Origin of the sequence: Erwinia sp. V90_4, from assembly GCF_029967685.1 — a bacterium.
GTDB classification, from domain to species: domain Bacteria; phylum Pseudomonadota; class Gammaproteobacteria; order Enterobacterales; family Enterobacteriaceae; genus Erwinia; species Erwinia aphidicola.
Window position 1 is genome coordinate 153546 of the sequence record NZ_JASCAQ010000034.1, and the last position, 20966, is coordinate 174511.

Sequence of the window (20966 nt, forward strand, 5' to 3'; positions counted from 1 at the left end):
GGTGTTAAAACAATACCGTCAAAAGGGTATTGAATTTGCGTGCATAACTGACTTTATTTCAAATCAGGTAGTGACTGACTCCCACTCTGATTAATACCGAGCTGAGTTAATAACTCGTTGACGGCCGTGGTGTAATTTATCAGTGAATACCAACTGTCATATTTCGCACTGATTTGCGAAAACTGTGCCTGAAATACCTCCTGTTCGACGCTAAGCAGATCGTTCAGCGTGCGCTGATTGAGCTTATATTCGCTCTTGTACACATCGCGCGAGCGGACAGAATCCTGTAGCTGTTCAGCACTGGCCTGCGCCTGCCCTTCAGCGCCAGCCCAGTTGGCATAAGCCACTGAAGCCTTTTGCATCACATCCAGCTTGGCCTGATCGACCAGCGTGGCGGCAATATTTTTATGCCCTTCAGCCTGACTGACGCGAGCCGACACCGCACCGCCCTGATAAAGCGGCGCATTCACGTGTAACTGGATCTGATTATTCCAGTACGGATTGTTCGTGGTTTCGTAACGCGTTCGACTCGCCTGTAAACTCAGGGTAGGCAAATAATCCGCCTTCGCCTTATTGACTTCAAATGACGCCGATTCCTGTTGCGCCTGCGCGTACAGTACCGAGGGCACTTTGGAATAATCGATATTATCCGGCAGCACTGGAGTATCGAGATTCACCGCGGCAATGGACTGATAATGGCTGGCTCGCACACCCGTGAGCGAGGCGAGTTGCGCTTTTGCCGCTGACAGGCTGGCCTGATATTGTTTAAGCGTCGAGCGCATACCGGAAATACGCGACTGCGCCTGCAGCACATCTGAGCGCGTGCTTAATCCGGCATCGGCACGTAATGACGACATGCGGCGGACATCCTCCAGCGCCGTAATGTTATCCTCCACCGCTTTGGTCAGATCCTGATATTTCAGCACATCCAGGTAGGCCGTCGCCGTTTGCTCAGCGACGTCAGACAGTGTCGCCAACAATTTGTAGCGATAACTTTCCTGCGCAGATTTCTGCTGGTTAATGCTGGCGTTGGTTTTACCGAAGTCGTAGACAAGCTGCGACAGCGTCAGGCCGTAGGCAGCGGCATTATTCATATTGTTGAAGGTATCCTGCTGGGTCGAATTGCCGGTATTGGCGGTCAGACCGACCTGCGGAAACCACGCACTTTGCGCTTCGCGGATCTGCGCCTGGCCGATCCCCATTTGGTACGCCTGTTGCGTAACCGACGGACTGCGTGAAAACGCCTGCAAAATAGCGGTTTTCAGATCTACCGACGCCATACTTTTCATCGATGGCGGATTGGCCCACCGATCTGCGTGCCCTGATACGACGGCATTGGCGATATACGGGAACGTCAAGAAAACAATTAAAATACAGATTTTTTGTAAGCTGTTATTAAATAATTTTACAATCCATATCATTGAATAAAGAGATCCATCTTATTAATTTACAGGGTCGGGTGTTCTTTATCCTACCCCACTTAAGACAAATCTTAAACTCTTTTTTTTGGGGACAAAAAAGGGCACAAGAATATTGTTTTAGTTTCATAACGTTATTACTGATGGAAATACTTTATGCCTTGCCAATCATCAGGCTGTAAATTCGATTAGGAAGAAATAAAAAAAGCATGGCGTTTATTATTATCCCTGTGAGTCTAGTGCATGATATCGCCTAACGCCACTCTGTTTATGTTAAACACCCTGACGCTATAGTTAAATAATTGTTGGCTACTTGTAATAACTCCTTACCCTGTCTGAATCAGAAAATTATTCCCAGCCGCCCCTTTAATATCTAAATATATCAGGCGCTCCGGAATAAGGTCTTCTCGATTTATTTTTACACGTTGAGTTTTAAGGAAAGTTGTTGCGGCAGACTAAATTTGACCATCTTAATAGTGGTGCATCATCGGTTATTAATTTAAAACAGCTGCTATACGACCGGGCGTAGTTCAGCGTTAACATCGCTGGCAAAACCTATCACAACGATTGTGCAAAGCGATGGTGACTCTCATTCGCCTATTTCATTACTTTCCTTTTATCGGCGTAATCAACCTAATTCGCCTTGCCATGACCGCTACCAGTATTGAACACAACGCCCAGTGGGTCATAGCCGATCCTGGGCCGCAACCCTGATGTAATTGCGTTTAGCCGTACTCAATAACAGTAAACCCTTCGTCATCTGTTGGTGCGGAGAAATAGCGCGTTATGATTTCGAATTGTTGATCGGTCGCGCTAAAGTCGTGTACACCCTCTGCGTTTCGGGCATGCAATCGGGCTTTACAGACCTCATCAGAGACTTTCAGATAATGCAGACGATGACTGGCACCTGACTCCTTAACGATACTCATCATCCATTCACGATTTGTAGGTGTGTTGGCCGGAAAATCCAGAACGACGGATACACCCGCTCTGAGTAACGATACGAGGTGGGGCTTGATGGCGCTGCGGAGCTTCGAGGAACACTGCAAATAATCGGCTACTGAATGGATTTCATTGGCATAGAGCACCGCCAGCCACCGATCCTCACTGACGAGCACGGTGGCTGGCGAGGCAGCTAATTTCGCGGATAGCGTGGATTTACCTGATGCAATTTTTCCACACAGCAGGTGCAGCGTGGGTTTTCCTGCTGTGGTGACTCTATTGGTATCCATCATTTATCTCGCTAACAATTAACAGTAAGGCCCTCCTTACTGTCGCTTAACACTCACTGCATGGCTGCACTCTTCCCGCCTGCCAGACGGTACAGGCATACACCACCAGTCCGGTGACGCCCAGAATCACGCCCACATAGGCGGTCGCGATCCAGCCGTAGCCTAAAGATACCGCCATGCCGCCCAGATAGGCGCCCATCGCGTTGGCAATATTCAGCGCGGAGTGATTCATTGCGGCGGCTAACGTCTGTGACTCTTTCGCCACGTCCATCAGGCGTATCTGCAGTGACGGCAGTAAAACCGACGAGGTACCAATCAGGAAAGTCGCCAGCATCCCCCCCGCGACCTGCGTTGCCAGCAGCGGGAAGACAATCATAATGCAAATATTCCACAGCAGCGTCCAGCCTATCACCTTCAGCACGGTTTTATCCGCCAGCCGGCCACCCACCAGATTCCCGACAATCATCCCCAGGCCAAACGCGGCCATGGCCCACGGAATAAGCCGGGCGGACATGCCCGCCACGTGCATCAGGGTGGGTGCAATGTAGCTGAACACCGCAAACATCCCGCCAAAGCCGATCGCCCCCACCAGTAGGGTCAGCAACACCTGGCTGTTTTTCAGCGCGCCCAGTTCACGTAACGGATGAGCATCGCTGTCTGCCGGTGTGGCAGGTACAAAGCGCAATATCAGCATGCAGGTGACTAAGCCAATCATCCCGACAAAACCGAATACCACATGCCAGTTAAAGACTTGCCCTACCCACGATCCCAGCGGGACGCCAATCAGCGTGGCGATGGTTAACCCCAGCATCAGGGCACTAAGCGCCCTGCCGCGCTTTCCTGCCGGAACCAGAGAAGCGGCCACCAGCGACGCTACGCCAAAATAGGCACCGTGCGGTAAGCCCGTCAGGAAGCGGGCGATAATCAGGCCGTGATAGCTTCCCACCAGCGCACTGCCAACGTTGCCAATAAAAAACAGCGCCATTAATGCCAGCAGCAGATGTTTTCTCACCATCCGCGCCGCAATCACCGCAATCACCGGTGCGCCCACCACCACCCCAAGCGCATAGCTGGCAATCGCATTACCGGCCTGCGGTTCAGTGATGTGGAAAGAGCTGGCGACGCCCGGTAACAATCCCATGATGATAAATTCGCCGGTGCCAATACCGAACCCACCTAACGCCAGCGCGAAGATAGCCCAGCGCGCCGCTGCGGCACTCAAAACATTCTGGTTTTGCAAAACTCCCCCTTACAGGTTTCAAATTTCAGTGGCTTAAAACCCTTGCAGGCAAAACCTGACAAGATTCTAAACTAATTTGAGCCACATCACAGTTTTACAAAACGCAGGGTGATTTAAAAGTAATCGATTACTCTCCAATACAGTATTGTAGCGATGAGGTGTACCCGCTGGCGAGGAAACGGTCTGGCAAACAGCTTCCCATTAAAAAATTAATGACCGCAGATTGCGGTGGTTTTATGAATTTCATTCATAGCAGCTAGTTGTTGTGCGGCATTATCTTTCCTGCCGAGTTCGATACTCTTGAGTCAGGTGCGAATTACGGTGATTGTGCCCGGGTATGGCCAGCCTGAACGACTGGCCGAAAATATCATCAGAGAGTGGTTAAATATGCTGCTCGAAGAAGAGATCTAATTTTTGCATTGTCTGGTTAACGTACTCAGGAACCCAGTAGGTCTCGATATGGGTAGCACCCTCGATCAGGAAGAGTTCTTTGTCATTCGTACCGGTGGCTTTAGCAAATGCATCTTTAGTCATATAGAGCGTATCCGCTTTAGTGCCGGCAATCATCAGCAGGGGTTTATTGATGAGATTGATATGGTCCGTCACGTCAAAGTTCATCAAGTCTAACAGGCTGCTTGTGGTGTATTTAAACGTTGAGTTTGGGTGAGCGTGGGTTTTCCAGTAGTACTCGTAGCCCTGTCGATATAACGCAAATGGTAATTTTGCAATCTGTTCACTGCTCAGGTTTGCATCACCTGAGTAAAGTACCTCGCCACCAGCGGCTTCTTGAGCGCGTGCGTCAGAAGCCTGCTGAAGACGCTGCTGGAGAGTATCCAGCTGTGAATCCTGCATACCATTGCGGCGTACAAGACCGGAATTAAACATGCTGAGGGTTGCAATTGATTTGAAACGTTTGTCCGTCTCGGCGGCAACCAGTGAATATCCGCCGCCTCCACAAATGCCAAGCAGACCGAGGCGGGAAGTATCAACCCCCGGATACTGGCTGATGTAGTCTGCCATGCCGTGGATATCCTCGATACGGTTAGCCGGTTTATCCACGCTACGAGGCATCCCACCGCTGGCACCTTGATAAGCCGCATCTGCGGTAATGGTGATGTATCCCTGCCCGGCAAGGCGCTGCGCATACAAACCCGCGACCTGCTCTTTTACGCCACCATTAGGATGTGCGACCACCACAGCAGGGTATTTTTTGGCGGGATCATAGTTCGCAGGCGTATAAACATTCGCGGCAATCTGGATACCATGAAGATCGTATTTTTCCGGATGAATGTTGACCTTGCCTTTGATGTTCTCAGTGATGGCACCGTCATAGACCAGTGTGAATGGATTTTTTTTGTAATCAGCCGCATTGACTGAGGTTACTCCGGCCATCGCCGTTAGCAACATTGCACTGATAAGCGTGAATTTCATGGTCTCTCCCGATGAGTGTCAGCCGGGTTATGCAGGCTGGCGGAATCAAATTTGCAGACTCAGATTAGAGAGAGAGGACTGTCAGCATCGTGACAGGAAAATAACATTTTTGTCAGGAAACGGGCTGAGATGGGCAGCGTTTCTGACAATTCTGTCAGCTAACCGTCAGCTTTATGTTGGCAAATAAGCGGCAGAATAGTCTTGCTGAAATGAGATTCATGTTCAACTTTCTGAGAAAAGGAGCGATCAATGAAAAACCAGAATAATCCAACAATGCCAGAGCGACGCAAGCTATTAGTCGCCGGGGCGGGTATTGCCGCCGCCTCACTGATCCCCCACGTATCGGCAGCGAGTCGCTCCTCTCAGGTCGATTCATCCCGACCAACCAGCCTGCCCCTTTCGGCTCCGGGCAAGCGAAAACTCGGTAAGCTGGAAGTCTCTGCCGTCGGGCTGGGCGTCCAGAACATGAGTCGCAAATACGATACCTCTGTTCCCTGGCGTCCCGAGATGGTCAATGTTATCCAGCGGGCATTTGATGAGGGAGTGACGTTCTTTGACGCTGCTGAAGCCTACGGCCCCCTTGAAGTAGAAAAAATTCTCGGAGAAGGCGTAGCCCCTTTCAGGGACAAAATCGTTATCGCCACTAAGTTTGGCTGGAACATTGATCAGCAGACAGGTAAGCGCCTGCCGGGTCTTAATAGCAGACCGCAGCATATCAGACTGGTCGTCGAAAATATGCTCAAACGGCTGCGTACCGACCGCATCGATTTGCTGTATCAGCATCGGGTTGATCCTCAAGTTCCGATCGAAGATGTCGCCGGTGCAATTCAGGATTTAATGGATCAGGGAAAAGTCCTGCACTGGGGGCTGTCTGAAATGGGCATTAACACGCTGAGACGCGCCCATGCTGTATTACCCGTTACCGCGGTACAAAGCGAATACTCTATGCTCTGGCGTGGACCTGAAAAGCAGGTACTTCCGGTGTGTGAAGAGCTGGGAATTGGGTTCGTGCCATGGAGTCCGCTCGGCGTGCAGTTTTTGACGGGCTGGATTGATGAGAATACCCGGTTCGCTGCCGGTGATTTCCGTGCCACAGAAACGCGCTTTTCGCCTGACAACCTTCCACATAACTTACAGCTGGTAGAGCTACTAAAATCCTGGGCAACAAGAAAAAATGCCGCCCCGGGCCAGATTGCGCTGGCATGGCTGCTGGCCCGTCAACCCTGGATAGTCCCCATCCCGGGCACTACCAATAAAGACCATATGCTGCAAAACACAGCGGCCACCGGTGTGGCGCTGACAACCACAGAGATGACCGAGCTCACTCGCTCTCTGGATGCCATCGCTATTCAGGGGCAACGTCTGCCGGATGCCGTGCAGGTTTATTCCGATGTTGAAGCACCGTTGAAAAGTTAAGAGGAAGTCCCGTAATGCGCCTGTTGTTAGTCGAAGATGAAGAAAAAACGTCAACCTACCTCAGCCGGGCGTTGAGCGAGTCCGGATTTACGGTAGATGTCTCTGCAGATGGTGCTGAAGGTCTTCATTACGCACTGGAGTTCGACTACGACGCAATAATCCTTGATGTGATGTTGCCTGGCATGGATGGCTACCGATTGCTTGAGGGAGTGCGAGCCGTCAAACAGACGCCGGTGCTGATGCTTTCTGCGCGGGGATCGGTTGACGAGCGCGTCAAAGGCCTTCGTCTTGGTGCTGATGATTATCTCCCCAAACCCTTTTCGCTTATTGAACTGGTGGCGCGCATTCAGGCACTGGTGCGTCGCCGCGCTACGGATGGCGCAGACATCACCCAGTTGCAAATTCACGATTTGCATCTCGACATACTGGCTCGCCGGGTATTTCGCGCAGGAACGCGACTGGAACTGACGGCAAAAGAATTTTCCCTGTTGAGCCTTCTGGCCCGGCATCAGGGGGAGATTCTGTCAAAGATGATGATTGCTGAGCAGATATGGGACATGAATTTTGACAGCGATGCCAACGTGGTTGAAGTCGCCATTAAACGTCTACGATCCAAAGTTGATGCTCCATTCACTATCAAACTGTTACATACCGTTCGTGGCATGGGATATGTGCTCGAAGTCCGGTCTGATTAAATGAAGGGGATAAGCATGCTTAAGCGTTCCATCTCCGTTCACCTGGCGCTGATGTTTGCCGCTGCCGCGCTGCTGATTGTCTCCTTTATCGGGATCTTGCTAAGAAGCTCCTTGCATGACTCTTTGCAAAAGCAGATGCACAATGAACTGTTGTTCCGTGAATCCTTAATGAGTCCGTGGATAACCGCACGATCCTCTTCTGAAGGCTGGTCTCAGCTTGCCAATAAATTCACTGTGTTAACCAATTCTGAAGGTGAGCGCGTTCGCTACTGGATAGTGAGCGATAACCCACGCTTTGGCATAGGGGGCACGCCACCGGTGGGTGTCCAGTGGTCTTCATTGCAGGAAGGCTTTAATAAAGTGCCCGGCGCATCGGAAGGGGCATGCTCACTGTTCCTGTTAGTGAAAACCATCCCAGCGAACGGTGCAAGGCCCGAACTGCGCTATGTGGTCGCCATCGACTCCACGCCGTACATGGGCACGCTCGATGCGTTCACACGGACACTATTGATTATTGCGGCACTGGGTGTAGTGATTGTCGCGTTGCTGGGATATATCGTATCAAAGATTGGCCTGCGTCCGGTGGGTATGCTCAGTAAGCAGGCACAACATCTCGCACCGGGAGATCATGGTCAGCGCCTGGATACTGACTCATTACCTGAAGAATTGCGGCAGTTAGCCTCATCTTTCAATGGCGTTCTACAACGGCAGGAGGTCGCCTGGCGGCAGCTCGAAAGCTTTAACGCCGATGTTGCACACGAACTCCGCACACCGCTGACTAACCTGATCGGCCAGACGCAACTGGGACTATCACGTCGACGTTCACAAGATGAACTGGAAGAATTATTGGGTTCAAACCTTGAGGAGCTTGAACGCATGACGTCGATCGTAAACGACATGCTGTTCATGTCTCATGCACACGCGGGTGAACATGCTTCCCAGCTTACGCAGGTGTATCTGCGAGAAGAAACGCTGAAAACAGCGGAGTATGTTGAACCTTCTTTTGCCGAAAAAAAGCTTTCCTTGGATGTTGAGGGCGACGTCACCGCACTCATCGACCGGCGACTATTTCACCGCTCACTGGCAAATTTACTGGAAAATAGCGCAAGACATTCTCCTCCCAATAGCACAGTTACGGTGCGGTTAAGCGAAAAGAATCATCAAGCCTGTGTTGAAGTTTCTAACTCTGGCGATCCGATAGCGCCAGAGCATCTACATCGGCTTTTTGAGCGGTTCTATCGCGTTGACACCTCCAGAGCCAGGAGCGATACCCATCACGGACTGGGTTTATCAATCGTACGTGCAGTCGCCATTATGCACCGGGGGGAGGTCTTTGCGCGTAGTGAAGGTGGCACCAATACATTTGGCCTCACCTTTGCCATGCAAGCGGATAAAACGGCGAGCAATACTCAGCCGGGACTAAGGGTAACTGACACAATTGTCAGGAGGGCGTCAGCCTGAAGTCATCACCCCTCGATAAAATTATCGCAGGCCATCCCCTGTTCATTGATAAGGACGCTTTGCATGATCGGACATTTACGTTACCTCGGGCTGTTACTGCCTCTCATTACTTTTTCATCCTGGGCAGCGGAACAAAATCCCGCTGTCAATATCGCTCCCGCAGGAAGTCAGAAAGCGGTGTATGGAACAGCTGAGAACTTTACCGGTCGAGTCCGGGTTGATCCCCTCTTTAAACCGGATAACGAGATCCAGGTTTCCGGGGCTTATGTCACCTTTGAACCTGGTGCCCGCTCCGCCTGGCATACGCATCCTGCCGGTCAGCGGCTAATAGTGACCTCTGGTGTTGGGCTCACCCAGCAAGCAGGCCAGCCGGTGCAGATGATCCGTGCGGGTGATGTCATCTCTTGCCCGGCAGGCGTTAAACACTGGCACGGGGGGGCACCTGGCAGCGCGATGACGCACCTGGCGATAACCGGGATTGTGGATGGCAAAAGCGTTAACTGGATGGAGGAAGTAACAGATGAACAATACCATGCCCGTTAAGGCATTAATGGCTGCGGTAATACTGACCTTGGGTTTTGGTCTCACGGCAAATGCTGCGCTCTTCAACAAAGGAACCTCAGAAATGAACCATGAACAAGCGGTTTCAGATACGCTGTCAGCTCGCCAGCAGGTTATTCCTTTGATTGCGGCATCGATGGCCAGTAGTCAGATGGATAAGCTCAATGCTTCTCTGAATCAGGGACTTGACGCAGGGCTCACAATAAACGAAAGCAAAGAGATTCTCGTCCAGCTCTATGCCTACACGGGTTTCCCCCGTAGCCTGAATGCGCTGAGTGAACTGATGAAGGTCGTCGAAGCGCGTAAGCAACGTGGTATCGAAGACGTTGAGGGTAAAGAACCTGTCGCCCCCATCCCTGTCGGAGATGAGCTTCGCCGAGTCGGTACTGCAAACCAGACTAAAATTTCAGGCGCTCCGGTCCAGGGCCCCTTATTTGATTTTGCCCCTGTCATTAATCAATTTCTACAAACGCATCTGTTCGGCGACATTTTCGCCCGCGATAACCTCGACTGGCAAAGTCGCGAGCTGGCAACGGTGGGCGCATTAGCCGCCACGCCGGGCGTTGAATCGCAGCTGTTATCGCATACGCGAGCCAGCCTACGGGTCGGCCTGACGGTAACGCAGTTACACCAACTGGCACGCGTTCTGCGTGATCATGGCGAGGATGATGCGGCTGTGAGGGTTGAAAAGGCGCTGCAACAGGTGCTCGCAAATAATTAGGAGTTGATTATGGAACATGATCCCACCCGCAGAATGTTGATTACTGCGCTTGCCGGGCTCACGCTAGCGAATGCCACCCGGGCAACAGCTGCGAGCGGAATCGCAAACGTGCAGGGTAAAAGCCCTATTCTGGTGGCGTACCTTTCTCGCAGCGGTAACACACGAGTGATTGCGGGCGTCATTCACCGCAGCCTGAAAACCGATCTGTTTGAGATTGAACCGGCCGCACCTTATCCGGAAGACTATTTTCAGACCGTTGAACAGGTAAAAGATGAACGCGAACGGGGAGCAAAACCAGCATTAAAGAATAGCGTCGCAGATATCTCACGCTATGAGACGGTGTATTTAGGCTTTCCTATCTGGGGGACCAGCGTGCCGCCCGTAGTGCAAACATTTATCAGCAGCCTTAACCTTGCGGGCAAATTACTCATCCCCTTCATTACTCACGGCGGCTACGGTAAAGGAGACAGCGACGAGATACTTGCAAGCCTGGCCCCCACTGCCCGTTGGGAAAAACCGCTGGTCATAGAATGCGACCAGGAGCGAAGAACCACAGAAACGGTTATCAGTTGGTTAGATACGGTACGCGGCTAATCGTCCGTATTCATGAGTCAGCCCAATAAGGGCGATCAAGGCTGCTAGATAATTAACCCTGACAACTCAGATATGATTTAACGGCAAACATAACCGAGGATGTAATCTTGAAGACGATGTTAAAAACGCTGGCCATATGCATGATGGCGGGTGGCCTGGTAGCTCAATCAGTCAGCGCCGAGCCACTGGTTATTCAGGAACAGGGAAGTTTTTCTGCTGGCGGTACTATCACCACCGCCCCCGGAAAATTTGACGCGAAAAAACCGATGGACTCTGCTGGCCAAACTTATCATGGCGATCATGCATCGGTATTCTACCAAATCCCGGAGAATCCGCATAAATACCCCATCGTCATGCTGCACGGTGCAGGTCAGTTCTCCCGTACATGGGAAAGCACCCCGGATGGTCGCGAAGGGTTCCAGAACATATTCCTGCGCCGTGGATTCTCAACCTATCTTGTCGATCAGCCACGTCGTGGCAGCGCCGGGCGCACGACTGTAGAAGGTACTGTTTCACCAAAGCCGGATGAGCAGATGTGGTTCAATCAGTTCCGTGTTGGTGTCTGGCCTGAGTATTTTAAAGATGTGCAATTCTCTCACGATAAAGAAACTCTGAATCAGTATTTTCGTCAGATGACCCCAAATACCGGGCCGTTTGATATTAATGTTATCTCTGATGCGATGTCCGCCGTAGTGGATAAATCCGGTCCGGCAATCCTTTTCACTCACTCTCAGGGCGGCGGACCAGGCTGGTACACAGCGATGAAAAATGACAAGGTCAAAGCCATTGTCGCCTTTGAGCCAGGCAGCAGCTTTGTCTTCCCGCAGAGAGAACTCCCTACCCCTATGCCTAGCGCGTTCGACACGCTTAAAGGCGAACCCGTGCCGATGGAACAGTTTATAGCGCTGACTAAAATCCCGATTCTGATTATTTACGGAGATAACATACCGGATAAGCCTGTAGCCATGCCCGCACAGGACAGCTGGCGAGTACGTCTGGCAATGGCGCGTGAGTGGCGTGACGTGGTGAACAAGCATGGCGGGGATGTAACGGTTATGCATCTGCCTGAAGTGGGTATCAAAGGTAATACTCACTTCCCATTCTCGGATTTGAATAATGTTCAGATAGCCGACCTGGTCAACAAATTCCTGAAAGAGAAACACCTACAGTAGTTTCGTAAACCAGAAGCAGGGTTCAGTCAATATTTATGAGCCCTGCTCATGACCCCTAGCGCATTACACCCTCTAATCAAATAAATCACCTTGCGTTATGCTTTTCCTCGACAACAGCGAAAGGATAGGATCATGCAAACTGTAAAACTGAACACCGGTATTGAAATGCCCCTGCTGGGCTTTGGTGTCTTCCAGATGACGGATGCCGCGGAATGTGAGCGCGCCGTTATTGATGCCATCGATGCGGGATACCGCCTGATAGATACCGCTGCGTCTTACCAGAATGAAACCCAGGTCGGGAACGCTCTGAAACAGACCGGTATCGCACGTGACGAACTCTTTGTCACAACCAAACTTTGGCTACAGGATACAAATTACCAGGGCGCTAAAGCACAGTTCGAACGCTCCCTTAATCGACTGCAACTTGACTACGTTGACCTGTACCTGATCCACCAGCCTTACGGTGATGTCCATGGTGCCTGGCGTGCCATGGAGGAGTTGCAGCAGGCAGGCAAAATTCGCGCCATTGGCGTTAGTAACTTCCAGCCTGACAGACTGGCCGATCTTATCGCCTTCAACAACGTTGCCCCTGCAGTGAACCAGATTGAAGTCAATCCCTTCAATCAGCAGCTGCATGCCGTGCCATGGATGCAAAGCCGTGGCATTCAGCCAGAAGCCTGGGCACCGTTTGCTGAAGGTAAAAATGGGCTGTTTCAGCATCCCGTGTTAATGGAAATTGGTAAGAAATACGGCAAAACCGTGGGTCAGGTTGTCCTGAGGTGGGTCTTCCAGCGTGGCATCGTTTCGCTGGCGAAATCGGTGCGAAAAGAGCGCATGGAAGAGAATATCAACATTCTCGATTTTGAACTCAGCCCGGAAGATATGCTGCAGATCGCCGCCCTCGATACCGCAACCAGTGCCTTCTTCTCTCACCGTGATCCAGCGATGGTGGAATGGCTGACTGGCCGCAAACTTGATGTTTGAGCCGCGGTAAGGCAGGTATTCATTCAATGCTAAAACGTTAACTGTATGGCCTTTGCATTAATCAAGAGATTATCAGCGAAGCCTTATGGCGCCGGTATTAAAAAAAGCGCGAAGTTAAATTACCTCCGCGTGGGACCTCCGCTAAGAAACCCACTTCTTAGCGGGAGGCTCGCTTGCCCCCCACCTGTGGCCGGAGAACACCTGCATATACGCCTCCGGTGGCCTCGTTATCACAGCTGCTTCTCATACAGCCGATAGCGCTTATAGGCCACCGCGCCGATACGCTCGAGGATATGGCGCATCCCGCTGTTGGATTCGAGGATCCACGACATCTCCAGCGCGTCGATCTGACGTCTGGCAAAGGGATCGCGCAGCGCTTCAATCAGCAGCAGAGCAATAATCGGCCCAGTGCGGCTAAATTGATACTCCTGCACCACCCCCATTAACGGCACGCGTGCGGTGCGCACCCCGCTGACCTTCAGGCGCCATAACAGTTTCGCCCAGCCAAAAGGCAGTAAGCGGCCGTTGAGATCGCGAATAGCCTCATTGAGGTTGGGTAAGCCGACAATAAAGGCACAGGGTTTGTCATCTATTTCAGCAATATAGATCATATCGTCTGGCACCAGATGCTTGAGCTGCTCTCCCATCACTGCAAATTCATGCTCGGTGAACGGCACAAATCCCCAGTTATTCTGCCAGCCTGAGTTGAAAATCTGCCGCATTATCTGCATCTCTTCAGCAAAGCGCTGGCGATTAATAGTGCGAACGGTCACCTTTTTTCGCACTCTGTCCATCAGCGTGAATAAAGGCTTGGGGAAATGAAGATCGCTGCGCTGCATCCAATAGGCCAGCAGGTCAGTACCTTTACGGTATCCCTGCTGCTCCAGCGCGCGGGCATAATAGGTTTTACCATGAGTCATCATGGCCGACGGCGGTGTGTTAAAGCCGTTAATTAATAAGCCACTCTCCTGATTGATATTGAGCCCAAAGGGGCCGGTTATTTTTCTGGCACCTTTGGACTTCAGCCAGCTTTCCGCTGCGCTAAACAGCGCGCTAAATACCTCCTGATCTTTAATCGCGTCAATCATGCCAAAATGGCCGGTATCCTCACCATAAAGTTCACGGTGAAGCGTGTCTATTTGTGCCGTTATCCGGCCAACAATAACATTGTTTTTCCTGGCTACCCATGCCTGCCATTCGATATGCTCATTGCCTGGATTTTTCTCAGAAAGATGCTCCATGCGCTCCATATATAATGGCGCTATCCAGCCTGGATCGTTGTGATATAGCGTGGAGGGAAACGCAATGAAACTTTTAAGGTCCTGCTTATTAATGACTTTCTCGATGCGGATCATAACCACCCTGACTTATTTCAATTCATGAAAGCACAGCAAGTATTTAAGAATTAACTTATCTGGCACTGTATTAGCACCTACCCTCTGAGCCAGTGATGACGGAAATTAGCGGAATGAATCTGTTCGTCTTTACCACTAGATGCGTTTAACACCCTCAATGTGGAATAAACCATACACTTTTTAAAAATGGCGCGTCATACTTACTCCCGCTATGTTTTTCATCGGGCATGAGGTTTTTATGCTAATCGTTTATCAAAATAAAACTGAGCCATTTTTCACCCAACACCCTTACCGATATTTTTTCGCGTGACGTTTAACAAAAAACAACCTCTACCCTGCGTACTTCTCGGAGTTATCTGGCGGTTTTTAATCAATGGCTTTATTGCATATGTCTGAAACGAGTTCAATCCATTCTCTTCCTATGCGCTATGCTGATTTCCCCACCTTAGTGGAAGCATTAAATTATGCTGCCAGCGGAAGCACGGGAATGAATTTCTACGATCGGCACAATCAGCTCACTGCCGTATTGGAGTACCGCACGTTGAAACAGCGTGCCCTGGCAATGGCCCAGCGGTTATTAGCGCTTAAGCTAAAAAAAGGTGACCGTGTCGCCCTGCTCGCTGAAACCTGCCCGGGATTCGTCGAGGCGTTCTTCGCCTGCCAGTATGCGGGTTTAGTCGCAGTACCGCTCGCTATCCCAATGGGGGTCGGTCAGCGGGATTCGTATATCTCCAGGCTGCAGGGCTTAATGACAAATTGTCAGCCTGCGGCGATCGTGGGGAGTGAGGAGTGGTTACCCATCATCCGCTCCGCCAGCGTTAATAATCCGGGCATGCACATCCTTAGCCATCAGGCTTTGCACGCCTTACCCGCCGGGACAGCTGGCATGCCCGCTTTGTCGCCTGACGATATTGCCTATCTGCAATACACCTCGGGCAGCACGCGTTTTCCGCGCGGCGTGGTCATTACCCATCGCGCCGTGATGGCCAATCTGCAGGCCATCAGTCACGACGGAATAAAACTGCGCGCCGGCGATCGCTGCGTTTCCTGGCTGCCGTTTTATCACGATATGGGATTGGTTGGCTTTCTGCTGACGCCGTTAGCCACCCAGCTATCGGTGGATTATCTGCGCACGCAGGACTTCGCCATGCGCCCGATGCAGTGGCTCAAGCTGATTAGTAAAAACCGCTGCAGCATCTCTGTTGCTCCCCCTTTCGGTTACGATCTCTGCCTGCGCCGCTGTAACGATACAGCGCTGGCTGAAATCGATCTCTCCAGCTGGCGCGTGGCGGGCGTTGGGGCAGAAAGCATTTCCGCCGAGCAGCTGACGCATTTTGCGCAGCACTTTCGCCAGGTCAATTTCGATAGCCACGCCTTTATGCCCTGCTACGGTTTGGCGGAAAACACCCTTGCCGTCTGCTTCTCACCCGCGGCCTCAGGGACGTTGACCGACTGTGTCGACCGTGAAATTCTCGAATATCACAGCCGGGCCGTCGCGCCCACGCCCAGCACCAAAGCCACCTCGACCTTTGTTAACTGCGGCAAGGCGTTGCCGGGTCACCGTATTGAAGTGCGTAGCGAGGACGGCACGCCACTGCCTGAACGTCAGGTGGGGCATATCTGTATATCCGGTCCCAGCCTGATGAGCGGTTATTTTCAGGATGCCGCTTCGCAGCAGAAAATCCAGGCGAGCGGATGGATGGATACCGGTGACCTGGGCTATTTGCATCAGGGTTATCTGTTTGTCACCGGCCGTAAGAAAGACCTGATTATCATTCGCGGCCGCAATATCTGGCCACAGGATATTGAGTATGTCGCTGAGCAGGAACCTGAGATTCATTCAGGTGATGCAATAGCCTTTGTGACCTCAGCCGGGCAGGATGAAGGGGCACGCATTATCTTGCAGATCCAGTGCAAAGTGAGTTCGCAAGAGCGCCGGCAGCAGATCGTGCATTCACTGATGGCCCATATTCAAAGCGAGTTCGGCGTGACGGTTGATATCGAACTGCTGCCACCGCACAGCATCCCGCGCACCTCTTCAGGCAAGCCCGCCCGTGCCGAAGCGAAGAAGCGTTACCTCAGCGCCCTTGGCGTAGCGATCAACCCTCAAACCGAGCTGGCAGGTTAGTGAACAGGAGAGCAGTCGTGGCCATAACCGGCGCGACCGGTTTTATCGGCCGGCATATTGCCGACAACTTACTGGCGCGCGGCTTTTCCCTCAGAGCACTGACGCGCCAGGCATCTCGCCAGTCGATCAACCATCTCCAGTGGGTTCAGGGAGACTTGCAGCAGCCCGCATCTCTGGCGGAACTGGTGAGCGGCGCGGACAGTGTCGTTCACTGTGCAGGCCAGGTGCGCGGGCACAATGAAGCGGTTTTCACCCGCTGCAATGTCGGCGGCAGCCTGAATCTGCTGCAGGCGGCAAAGGAGAGCGGCCGCTGCCAGCGCTTGTTATTTATCTCCTCTCTGGCCGCACGCCATCCCGACCTTTCCTGGTATGCGAAGTCAAAATATGTCGCGGAACAGCAGTTAAGCGCCCAGGCGTCACCCGTTGCGCTGGGAATTTTTCGCCCCACGGCAGTGTACGGGCCGGGTGATAAAGAGTTAAAGCCAGTGCTTAGCTGGCTGCTACGCGGCGTACTGCCGCGCACGGGCGCGCCTGACGCCAGGCTGTCGTTTCTTCACGTCAGTGATTTGGCTGAAGCAGTTAGCCAATGGCTCTGCGCCATAAATCCCTTACCCCAACCCTATGAACTCTGTGACGGGTTAAGTACGGGATATAGCTGGGAGAGTCTGCGCCTGATTGGCGCGGAGGTGCGACGCGGCCCGGTGCGCTTAATCGGCGTCCCGTTACCGCTACTGAAATGGCTGGCTGATATTAACGTATTTGCCTGCCGTATTGCGGGTAAAGAACCGATGCTGACCCGTAGCAAAATCCAGGAGCTTACCCACCACGACTGGTCGGCAAGCAACAACAGTTTATCTGAAGATATTGATTGGTTTCCAAAAATCACTTTGCAGCATGCACTGCGTGAAGGCTGGTTTTAAACATCTGATAAAGGGAAGTGACGAGCGCTATGATAAATCGAGAAGCGGTGATGGATTACATCCTCGCGTGTTTAGGCGGGATGGTCGCCAGTGAGGTTGAAATAAAACCGGAAAGCGATCTGATTGATGAACTCGGCCTGGAGTCCATCAAGGTAATGGATCTGTTGATGATGCTGGAAGAGAGATTTGATATCTCAATCCCGATCAATATCTTGCTGGATATCAGGACGCCAGCAGAGTTACGCGATGCGCTGCTGCCACAGCTGGAGAAGAGTTATGGGCCTCTATGATAAGTTCGCTCGCCTCGCTCGCCAGCGCGAACAGTTCCATCATTCGGGACTGACCCCATTCGGCACCTGTATTGATGAAATCTACTCCGCCACCGAGGGGCGAATTGGCACTAATAAGGTGCTTTTGGCAGGCACCAACAACTACCTTGGCCTGACGTTTAATCAGCAGGCCATAGCGGCCAGCCAGGCGGCAGTCGCCGCTCAGGGCACCGGCACCACCGGTTCACGCATGGCGAACGGCAGCTATGGCGCGCACCTTGCCCTGGAGCAGGAGCTGGCGCTATTTTTTGACCGCCCCACCGCCATCGTATTCTCCACTGGCTATACCGCCAATCTGGGCATCATCAGCACGCTGGCCACCCCGGACGCCGTGGTGCTGCTGGATGCCGATAGCCATGCCAGTATCTATGATGCTTGTGCCATGGGTGGCGCCACGATTATCCGCTTTCGCCATAACGATGCCAGCGATCTGGAGCGCCGCATGCTACGCCTTGGCGAGCGCGCGCGTGAAGCCATTATTATTGTTGAAGGTATTTATAGCATGCTGGGTGATGTGGCCCCGCTGGCAGAAATTGTCGACATCAAGCGGCGCCTTGGCGGCTACTTAGTGGTGGATGAAGCGCACTCTTTCGGCGTAATGGGCGCCAGCGGGCGCGGCCTGGCGCAGCAGCTCGGCGTTGAGCAGGATGTGGATATCATCGTAGGGACATTCAGTAAAAGCCTGGCATCCATCGGGGGATTTGCCGTCGGCGGCGCAGCCATGGAGGTTCTGCGCTATAGCAGCCGCCCATACATTTTCACCGCCTCGCCCTCACCCTCCAGTATTGCCTCGGTGCGCTCCTCATTACGCACTATTGCGCAAAAACCCGAGCTGCGCCAAACGCTGTGGAGTAACGCCCACCGCCTTTATCACGGTCTTGCCGGGCTGGGGTATGAAATGGGGCCGCACATCAGCCCGGTGGTACCGGTAATGATTGGTTCGAAAGAGGACGGTTTACGCTTCTGGCGCGGGCTGATTGCACGTGGCGTCTATGTCAACCTGGTGTTACCGCCTGCCGCCCCCGCAGATATCACCCTGCTGCGCTGCAGCGTGAATGCAGCCCACAGCGACGAACAGATTGATACCATCATTCAGGCCTTTGCTGAGCTGAAGCGCTAATTTCCCCGTCAAAGTGAGAGCAGATAAGCTGTTTGATCGCAGTCAGTGGCGTTTATCAAAGCGATAAATCAGCAGCAAAGCGCCCAGCATCAGCAGCCCTGGCACTGCCAGCGTGGTGAGCGGGGCATTCAGCGCCAGCAGCAGCCCCAGGTTAACGATTATCTGATAGCTGATGTAGGTGAGCAGCCCGACTATTACCCCCAAGGCTAATCGGCTGCCCAGCCCGGGCGAACGCGGCGCGCTAAACGTAAAGGGAACGGCGAGTAAAATCATGGCGAGGGTTAACAGCGGGCGCCCCAGCTTTTGCCAGAGCGCCATGCGGTACTCTGCCGAGGGCTGACCGCTATCATGCAGGTAGTGAATATACTGGCGCAGCTGGTGGATGGAAAAGCTGCCGCCCGGCAGCGTGAGTTCGGCCAGGCTCATACGGCTAAAGATCGAGCGCCAGCGCAGACTTTCTGTCGATGTCAGGGTCTCTTTGCCGTTCTGCCAGCTCTTTAGCCTCACGCCGTGCAGTATCCAGCTGCCGTCTTTCAGCACCGTGGCTTTCGCGGCAAAAATATAGCTCGCCAGCGACAGGTCAGGAAGATAGTAAAATATCTCCACGCCCACGGGTTGCTGCCGGGCATCGAGGGTTTTCACTGTGGCAAATTCATTATCTTTCCTCGCCCACAGCGCGTTTCTCACCCCTCCGCTGTCAGGATCTTCAGCCACGGCCGCCGCTTTCAGCTGCAAAGCACGCTGCTGTAGCGGTGAAGCCACCCACTCATCAAGCGCGGCCAAAGCCACCGTCAGCATGACGCCAGCGGCCAGCGCGGCGAGAGAAATTTTGAAAATTGACCAACCCGCCACCCTCATCGCGGTGAGCTCCAGACTTTTTGATAATTGCCCCAGCCCGACAATGCCACCGATCAGCGCGATAAACGGTCCTAAATCAATCAGGCTTCTCGGCGATGTCATCAACACCACCAGCAATGCCTGGGTCCAGCGGTAGCCACCCGGGCTGACGTCATCAAGCTCGTTAATCAGGTTAAACGTGGTGAACAACGGCATTAACATGCCTGCGGCGGCGGCGAATCCGATAAAGATATGGCGAATTAAATAGCGGGTTAACAGCGTCATGGTCGGTATCTCTGCCAGAGCGAAAAGTCGCGCGCCATCAGCAGCAGCAGCCCGAGAAACATCATAACGGAGAGGATCCAGACGCCGGGTATCAGGGCAAACGTACCGTTGGCAACCAGCGTGCGGCTGAGATTACCGCCGTAGAAGATCAGGGTAAACAGCACCGTTAACGGCAGCAGCGTGGCAAAACGCCCCTGCCGCGGCTTAATGCGGCTGAGTGGAATAGCCAGCAGCGCCATCAATAGCGTGTTAATGCCACGACTTTCGCGCCACTGCAGCTCGGCCCGGTCGGCAGGATCGCCGGAGCCTGACAGGGTCAGGCTCGGGGCGGATTTACGCTTCAGGCCGGGGTTTTGCCGCAGCGGCTTAAGCTGCAGCTTCATATGACGGTAAATCATCTGGTTATCCCCCGCCCCCTGGTACTCCAACACGTCAGAGGTGCCCACGTGCAGCATTACGGAAGGTGCGTTCGGTGACGGGTTCAGCACCCTCACCGTGTGGGCCCGATAGACACGGCTGCTATGAGCGGACGGGGTGTAAATCAGCACATCGCAGAGCATGCTGTTAGCGGAGTCGACCTCTCCTGCCAGGATCATCCGGCCATCATCATTGACGTTAAATTTATTGGCAATAAGGTGGTTAACATCCAGTTCCGATTGCGACTGCTGCTCCAGCCGATAGATCTGCCCGTAAGCCCAGGGTCTGACAAACAGGGAGAGCAGCATCACCAGCATTGCCAGCGGAATGGCAAAAATCATCACGGCTTTGTAGAGGCGCAGTGGACTGGCCCCCGCGGCTAAAATCGCCGTGATTTCCGAGTCATTCCAGAGCTGACCCAGCGTGACGCCAACGGCAACATACAGCGCAACCGGCAGCAGCATTTCCAGCGCAATCAGAACCTTATAGCAGATGATATCGAACACCACTTTCAGCGCCAGGGTACCGCTCGCCGCATCGGTCAGGTAGCGTTGCGCGGAGTAGCTGGCAAAAATAAAGATCAGAAAACCTGCCAGAGTCAGCACTAAGCGCTGGGTCACACTCACGATATAGCGTTCTATTAGCAGCAT

General features: G+C 52.8%; 19 protein-coding genes. 12 read left to right on the forward strand and 7 right to left on the reverse strand.

All coding sequences use genetic code 11. The features are described 5' to 3' along the window. Positions 1–53 precede the first annotated feature (53 nt). From QLG07_RS04315 to QLG07_RS04330, 4 genes are all read right to left on the reverse strand, one after another. Positions 54–1280, reverse strand: coding sequence for a TolC family outer membrane protein (locus tag QLG07_RS04315; protein ID WP_099754436.1), 1227 nt, complete (start codon positions 1278–1280; stop codon positions 54–56). Between the two features lie 863 nt (positions 1281–2143). Beyond that, a complete protein-coding gene (locus QLG07_RS04320) occupies positions 2144–2650 on the reverse strand; it encodes an ATP-binding protein (RefSeq protein ID WP_282468598.1) in 507 nt (168 codons plus the stop codon). Positions 2651–2696: 46 nt separating this feature from the next. Continuing rightward, the gene (locus QLG07_RS04325; protein WP_282468561.1) at positions 2697–3890 is read right to left on the reverse strand and encodes an MFS transporter; all 1194 of its coding nucleotides are present in this window, start codon (positions 3888–3890) and stop codon (positions 2697–2699) included. Positions 3891–4271: 381 nt separating this feature from the next. Beyond that, entirely contained in the window at positions 4272–5297 is a 1026-nt protein-coding gene (locus QLG07_RS04330) for an alpha/beta hydrolase (protein WP_282468599.1), read from the reverse strand. Between the two features lie 273 nt (positions 5298–5570). Between QLG07_RS04330 and QLG07_RS04335 the strand changes: the two genes are divergently transcribed. The 8 genes from QLG07_RS04335 to QLG07_RS04370 all read left to right on the forward strand — a co-directional run bounded on the left by QLG07_RS04335 (position 5571) and on the right by QLG07_RS04370 (position 12925). Beyond that, a complete protein-coding gene (locus QLG07_RS04335; protein WP_282468562.1) occupies positions 5571–6737 on the forward strand; it encodes an aldo/keto reductase in 1167 nt (388 codons plus the stop codon). Positions 6738–6751: 14 nt separating this feature from the next. Further along, complete coding sequence (locus tag QLG07_RS04340; protein WP_282468563.1) at positions 6752–7432, forward strand: heavy metal response regulator transcription factor; 681 nt, start codon at positions 6752–6754, stop codon at positions 7430–7432. Between the two features lie 15 nt (positions 7433–7447). Next, positions 7448–8893, forward strand: coding sequence for a heavy metal sensor histidine kinase (locus QLG07_RS04345; RefSeq protein WP_282468564.1), 1446 nt, complete (start codon positions 7448–7450; stop codon positions 8891–8893). Between the two features lie 63 nt (positions 8894–8956). Beyond that, on the forward strand, positions 8957–9436 hold the full coding sequence (locus QLG07_RS04350; protein WP_282468565.1) for a cupin domain-containing protein: 480 nt from the start codon (positions 8957–8959) through the stop codon (positions 9434–9436). Continuing rightward, positions 9414–10175, forward strand: a complete 762-nt coding sequence (locus QLG07_RS04355; protein WP_187498418.1) for a carboxymuconolactone decarboxylase family protein — start codon at positions 9414–9416, stop codon at positions 10173–10175. The genes QLG07_RS04350 and QLG07_RS04355 overlap by 23 nt, the downstream gene beginning before the upstream one ends. Positions 10176–10184: 9 nt before the next feature. Next, positions 10185–10769 (forward strand): flavodoxin, encoded by a 585-nt coding sequence (locus tag QLG07_RS04360; protein ID WP_282468566.1) that lies wholly within the window; start codon positions 10185–10187, stop codon positions 10767–10769. Positions 10770–10876: 107 nt separating this feature from the next. Further along, positions 10877–11941, forward strand: coding sequence for an alpha/beta fold hydrolase (locus QLG07_RS04365; RefSeq protein ID WP_282468567.1), 1065 nt, complete (start codon positions 10877–10879; stop codon positions 11939–11941). Positions 11942–12073: 132 nt separating this feature from the next. Then, positions 12074–12925 (forward strand): aldo/keto reductase, encoded by an 852-nt coding sequence (locus QLG07_RS04370; protein ID WP_187498421.1) that lies wholly within the window; start codon positions 12074–12076, stop codon positions 12923–12925. 230 nt (positions 12926–13155) lie between these two features. Here the strand turns inward: QLG07_RS04370 and QLG07_RS04375 are convergent, their stop codons facing one another. Next, complete coding sequence (locus QLG07_RS04375) at positions 13156–14280, reverse strand: N-acetyltransferase (RefSeq protein WP_282468568.1); 1125 nt, start codon at positions 14278–14280, stop codon at positions 13156–13158. Between the two features lie 388 nt (positions 14281–14668). On the opposite strand from QLG07_RS04375, the gene QLG07_RS04380 reads away from it, so the two are divergent. Genes QLG07_RS04380 through QLG07_RS04395 form a run of 4 tightly spaced genes read left to right on the forward strand, consistent with a single transcriptional unit; the run spans position 14669 to position 18777 of the window. Then, positions 14669–16408, forward strand: coding sequence for a fatty acyl-AMP ligase (locus tag QLG07_RS04380; RefSeq protein ID WP_282468569.1), 1740 nt, complete (start codon positions 14669–14671; stop codon positions 16406–16408). A 17-nt stretch (positions 16409–16425) separates the two neighbouring features. Next, positions 16426–17328 carry an NAD-dependent epimerase/dehydratase family protein gene (locus QLG07_RS04385; RefSeq protein WP_282468570.1) on the forward strand — a complete coding sequence of 301 codons (903 nt, stop codon included), beginning with the start codon at positions 16426–16428 and terminating at the stop codon, positions 17326–17328. A gap of 29 nt (positions 17329–17357) precedes the next feature. Next, positions 17358–17618, forward strand: coding sequence for an acyl carrier protein (locus QLG07_RS04390; RefSeq protein WP_048918533.1), 261 nt, complete (start codon positions 17358–17360; stop codon positions 17616–17618). Further along, positions 17605–18777, forward strand: a complete 1173-nt coding sequence (locus QLG07_RS04395; protein ID WP_282468571.1) for an aminotransferase class I/II-fold pyridoxal phosphate-dependent enzyme — start codon at positions 17605–17607, stop codon at positions 18775–18777. Before QLG07_RS04390 ends, QLG07_RS04395 begins: the two co-directional genes overlap by 14 nt. Before the next feature lie 42 nt (positions 18778–18819). Here the strand turns inward: QLG07_RS04395 and lptG are convergent, their stop codons facing one another. Next, on the reverse strand, positions 18820–19899 hold the full coding sequence (gene lptG, locus QLG07_RS04400) for an LPS export ABC transporter permease LptG (protein WP_282468572.1): 1080 nt from the start codon (positions 19897–19899) through the stop codon (positions 18820–18822). After that, positions 19896–20966, reverse strand: coding sequence for an LPS export ABC transporter permease LptF (gene lptF / locus QLG07_RS04405; protein ID WP_282468573.1), 1071 nt, complete (start codon positions 20964–20966; stop codon positions 19896–19898). The genes lptG and lptF overlap by 4 nt, the downstream gene beginning before the upstream one ends.

Excerpts from the sequence above, each read along its gene's own strand:
- QLG07_RS04315 (WP_099754436.1), bottom strand. The coding sequence starts at position 1,280 with ATGGCGTCGGTAGATCTGAAAACCGCTATTTTGCAGGCGTTTTCACGC.
- QLG07_RS04320 (WP_282468598.1), bottom strand. The coding sequence starts at position 2,650 with ATGGATACCAATAGAGTCACCACAGCAGGAAAACCCACGCTGCACCTG.
- QLG07_RS04330 (WP_282468599.1), bottom strand. The coding sequence starts at position 5,297 with ATGTTGCTAACGGCGATGGCCGGAGTAACCTCAGTCAATGCGGCTGAT.
- QLG07_RS04335 (WP_282468562.1), top strand. The coding sequence starts at position 5,571 with ATGAAAAACCAGAATAATCCAACAATGCCAGAGCGACGCAAGCTATTA.
- QLG07_RS04340 (WP_282468563.1), top strand. The coding sequence starts at position 6,752 with ATGCGCCTGTTGTTAGTCGAAGATGAAGAAAAAACGTCAACCTACCTC.
- QLG07_RS04345 (WP_282468564.1), top strand. The coding sequence starts at position 7,448 with ATGCTTAAGCGTTCCATCTCCGTTCACCTGGCGCTGATGTTTGCCGCT.
- QLG07_RS04350 (WP_282468565.1), top strand. The coding sequence starts at position 8,957 with ATGATCGGACATTTACGTTACCTCGGGCTGTTACTGCCTCTCATTACT.
- QLG07_RS04355 (WP_187498418.1), top strand. The coding sequence starts at position 9,414 with ATGAACAATACCATGCCCGTTAAGGCATTAATGGCTGCGGTAATACTG.
- QLG07_RS04360 (WP_282468566.1), top strand. The coding sequence starts at position 10,185 with ATGGAACATGATCCCACCCGCAGAATGTTGATTACTGCGCTTGCCGGG.
- QLG07_RS04370 (WP_187498421.1), top strand. The coding sequence starts at position 12,074 with ATGCAAACTGTAAAACTGAACACCGGTATTGAAATGCCCCTGCTGGGC.
- QLG07_RS04375 (WP_282468568.1), bottom strand. The coding sequence starts at position 14,280 with ATGATCCGCATCGAGAAAGTCATTAATAAGCAGGACCTTAAAAGTTTC.
- QLG07_RS04380 (WP_282468569.1), top strand. The coding sequence starts at position 14,669 with ATGTCTGAAACGAGTTCAATCCATTCTCTTCCTATGCGCTATGCTGAT.
- QLG07_RS04390 (WP_048918533.1), top strand. The coding sequence starts at position 17,358 with ATGATAAATCGAGAAGCGGTGATGGATTACATCCTCGCGTGTTTAGGC.
- QLG07_RS04395 (WP_282468571.1), top strand. The coding sequence starts at position 17,605 with ATGGGCCTCTATGATAAGTTCGCTCGCCTCGCTCGCCAGCGCGAACAG.
- lptG (WP_282468572.1), bottom strand. The coding sequence starts at position 19,899 with ATGACGCTGTTAACCCGCTATTTAATTCGCCATATCTTTATCGGATTC.
- lptF (WP_282468573.1), bottom strand. The coding sequence starts at position 20,966 with ATGCTGCTAATAGAACGCTATATCGTGAGTGTGACCCAGCGCTTAGTG.